At 40.1% G+C, this 2972-nt stretch carries 5 protein-coding genes; 3 read left to right on the top strand and 2 right to left on the bottom strand.

Annotated features, from left to right (window positions below):
* Positions 1 to 428 (top strand): DUF2808 domain-containing protein (locus F6K38_RS38400; RefSeq protein ID WP_287360193.1); only part of this gene is annotated, 428 nt, incomplete at its 5' end.
* Between the two features lie 259 nt (positions 429 to 687).
* Here the strand turns inward: F6K38_RS38400 and F6K38_RS38405 are convergent.
* Entirely contained in the window at positions 688 to 903 is a 216-nt protein-coding gene (locus F6K38_RS38405; protein WP_009148783.1) for a hypothetical protein, read from the bottom strand.
* 572 nt (positions 904 to 1475) lie between these two features.
* On the opposite strand from F6K38_RS38405, the gene F6K38_RS38410 reads away from it, so the two are divergent.
* On the top strand, positions 1476 to 2147 hold the full coding sequence (locus F6K38_RS38410) for a sigma-70 family RNA polymerase sigma factor (RefSeq protein ID WP_009148782.1): 672 nt from the start codon (positions 1476 to 1478) through the stop codon (positions 2145 to 2147).
* A gap of 191 nt (positions 2148 to 2338) precedes the next feature.
* Complete coding sequence (locus tag F6K38_RS38415) at positions 2339 to 2602, top strand: hypothetical protein (protein WP_009148780.1); 264 nt, start codon at positions 2339 to 2341, stop codon at positions 2600 to 2602.
* A gap of 65 nt (positions 2603 to 2667) precedes the next feature.
* On the opposite strand, the gene F6K38_RS38420 is transcribed toward F6K38_RS38415, so the two are convergent.
* Positions 2668 to 2886: a hypothetical protein gene (locus F6K38_RS38420; protein ID WP_009148778.1), complete on the bottom strand. Its 219-nt coding sequence runs from the start codon at positions 2884 to 2886 to the stop codon at positions 2668 to 2670.
* Positions 2887 to 2972 lie beyond the last annotated feature (86 nt).

Here is a 2972-nt window from a genome sequence, read left to right on the forward strand (position 1 = left end):
GATTGGTACTCTGGAGTGGTGTTAAGCGGGAAAATATCCTGAGATATCACCTAGATTTTAACGGTGCCCCCAATTACTGGGATCGTTACCGCTTGAGGATTCCCAAGAAGAAACTGGAATTGGGAGTCGCTCAGTTTTCTATTTCTTATCCAGATTACTACGATGGTAAGTTCGACGTGGACAAAATTGAGGTGCGCGTTGACGGTAAATCCCTCCCGGTCTCTGAGGTAGTCTGGGACAAAGAGAATTATAGCATTCAGATTTATATGGAAGAGGCAGTTCCAGCCAATGAAAATGTGGAATTAGTATTTTCCAATGTCAAAAACCCTGATGGGGGTACCTATTACTTCGTTTGTTATGTCTTAGCCCCTGGTGATATTCCACTACCCAGTTATGTCGGTACCTGGATTATGAGTATTGGTCGATAATATAGCAATTCTCAATTCGGTGAAGCGGAGCATGTTAGTTTTGTTAATCCCTGATTCAGATCCCCCGTTGCTCCCCCTTAGTAAGGGGGACTTTTGAATCTAATTCCCCCCTTTTTTAAGGGGGGTTAGGGGGGATCTATATACATAATTACAAGGGTGACATGCTCCCCAGTGAGGTAACTGCCAGACCCCCAAAACTAGTTTCCCCCTGTTGAATAGACCTCGCTACTGTTGCGGCGAGGTCTATTGATTTATTGTGCTAATTTAATGTCTCTTTGATCTCCCTTTTGTCTACATCAGTCATGATTTCCAGTCCCTTGGGAGTAGCCTTTAGGTGAAAAAGATAGCGACCGTTGATCATATAGACTGTGGTGATAGCTCCGATGGCGCAGATCAGGACTCCACAGAGCGGTAAGGAAATTTGCCAAACTGGGAAGTTGTACTTACTTGGTTTTTTCTGTTGATTCTTTAACATAGTGATTGAACACTTAGAGACGACTGGTTAAATAGCCACGATTTCCTCTTGAGTGCCTGCCTAGACGCTACAAACTATCCAGCAGGCTTTCACTCAGAGTAGAATTCCTACCCCAACAGGACTTACGCATTTGCCCCCTAAATCCCCCGAGCGAGCAATCCCTCGCTCGGGGGACTTTGACATCATTACCCCCCAAAATTGGGGGGCTAGGGGGGCTATATCAACTTAACCGCGTAAGTCCTGCCCAAAGAATTTTTGCGCAAAATTAGTACGCATGTTCTTTCAATCGCTACTAGCAGCTTTAGAGTCTGATCACCAGGCTATATATTAATGTGCCTGTTCAAGGATTCTGTGACATTGACTGGCTCATTGCTCTAGAGGTGCTGCTCTTCAAAATTAAAGCACCCTGTTTTTTTGGAAATTTTCCCGAGAGGGTGTCACACTTTCTGACAGTTCTGCACATATATATAGAGGAACATTGATACGGATATCGATTATGCGAATTTACACTCCTATTGCAAAAAATGATCAAAACACTAAACCAGACATAATTATTCGAGGATATATAATAAATGAAGGAAAATTTTGACCAAGCGTTTCAACCTTTATCCAAAAAAAAATCTTTATCAATTTATTATAGGCTGATTGTAAAAAATTCTCAAATTTGCTCTGGGCAAAAACTTTTTGTTTTTTTGATTATAGCCTGCGTAAAGCAAACTTGGGATAATACTTCATTTATCAACGGAATAAAGTCCAAACTACGCCAATTTAATTTACCGGATTACCAAATATACGAGGTGATTACTGAAACCTATTTACGGGGAATAAAACTGCTAGAATCTGGCGAAGAGATTGAAAAACCTAGAGCCTGGATCAGGAGGACTTCATTCAATGTCATCCGTGAAATGAGCAGGAAACAAAAAAATAAACAAAAAAAAGAAAAGTCATGGGATGCTAATTTTAAAGAACATCAAATAGCACTAGAAGACAGCAATAGTCTCGACTCAGAAAACTCTGAGGAGGAAAACTTCAAGCTGTTGGAGCTAGCTCTTCAAAAGTTAGAGCCAAAGGACAACAAGCTAATCGTGTTACGGCACATAAAAGGCTTATCTTGGAAACAAGTAGTAAACCATCTAGCTTCTAAGGGAGAAGATATTACTGAGGCGTCTGCCAGACAGCGAGGTAATCGTGCCCTAAAGCGTTTGCGCAAAATATTTTTTGAGCTTAAGAAGCATAATCAGTAAACAAAATATTATGATTAACTATAGCTAATTATGGTGCGGAAACCGCTTGGGGTAATTCCTTCATTGATTGCCCCAATCTTCCTTTATTAATTAAATAATTAATATATATTTTTTAAAATATTTTTATTTATTAAATAATAAATTACTAATAAATATTTATTTACAAATGAAAAAAAGTTAAGTTGAAAATAATGAGTATAATTAACCAAAAAAATAGTAAGTTATCAGAAGAATATCGCCAGCTAATAGCTCTTCCGTTTTTGTCTGAATTAGATGCAAATCGGATGGCAGAAATCCTAGAGCTAGCTAATCTTGATGAATCCCTTAACTCCTTAATTGAGGAAATTGAAATGACCGACTATTTAAAACTAGAAAAGTGGAATCAAGGTCTTCGGAATTTACTCAACGTGGTTTCCACAGAGGAGCCATCCCCTAATACAGCATTCCAGGACTAAACCATCTGAAGGGGTGTAAGCATTCAGCGGTCAGCTATCAGTTATCAGCCATCAGCCATCAGCCGTCAGCCATCAGTGGTCAGTGGCACAGGCTTCGACGCTGTGATGCTTCGACGCTGTGACGCTTCGACGCTGTGACCTAACTCATAAACTGATAACTGATAGCTGATAGCTGATAGCTGATAGCTGATAGCTGATAGCTGATAGCTGATAGCTGATAGCTGATAACTGATAGCTGATAGATTGCCTTGATAGATCACCCCTTGACATGGTATGATCAACAATCAGCTATAGTTGGCAATCAATCCTTTATAGTATTCGTACATAGTATTCCTCCAGCAAACCCATGACTCAACGCACTCTAGGCGGG

The sequence above is a fragment of the Moorena sp. SIO3B2 genome (genome assembly GCF_010692525.1).
GTDB classification, from domain to species: domain Bacteria; phylum Cyanobacteriota; class Cyanobacteriia; order Cyanobacteriales; family Coleofasciculaceae; genus Moorena; species Moorena producens.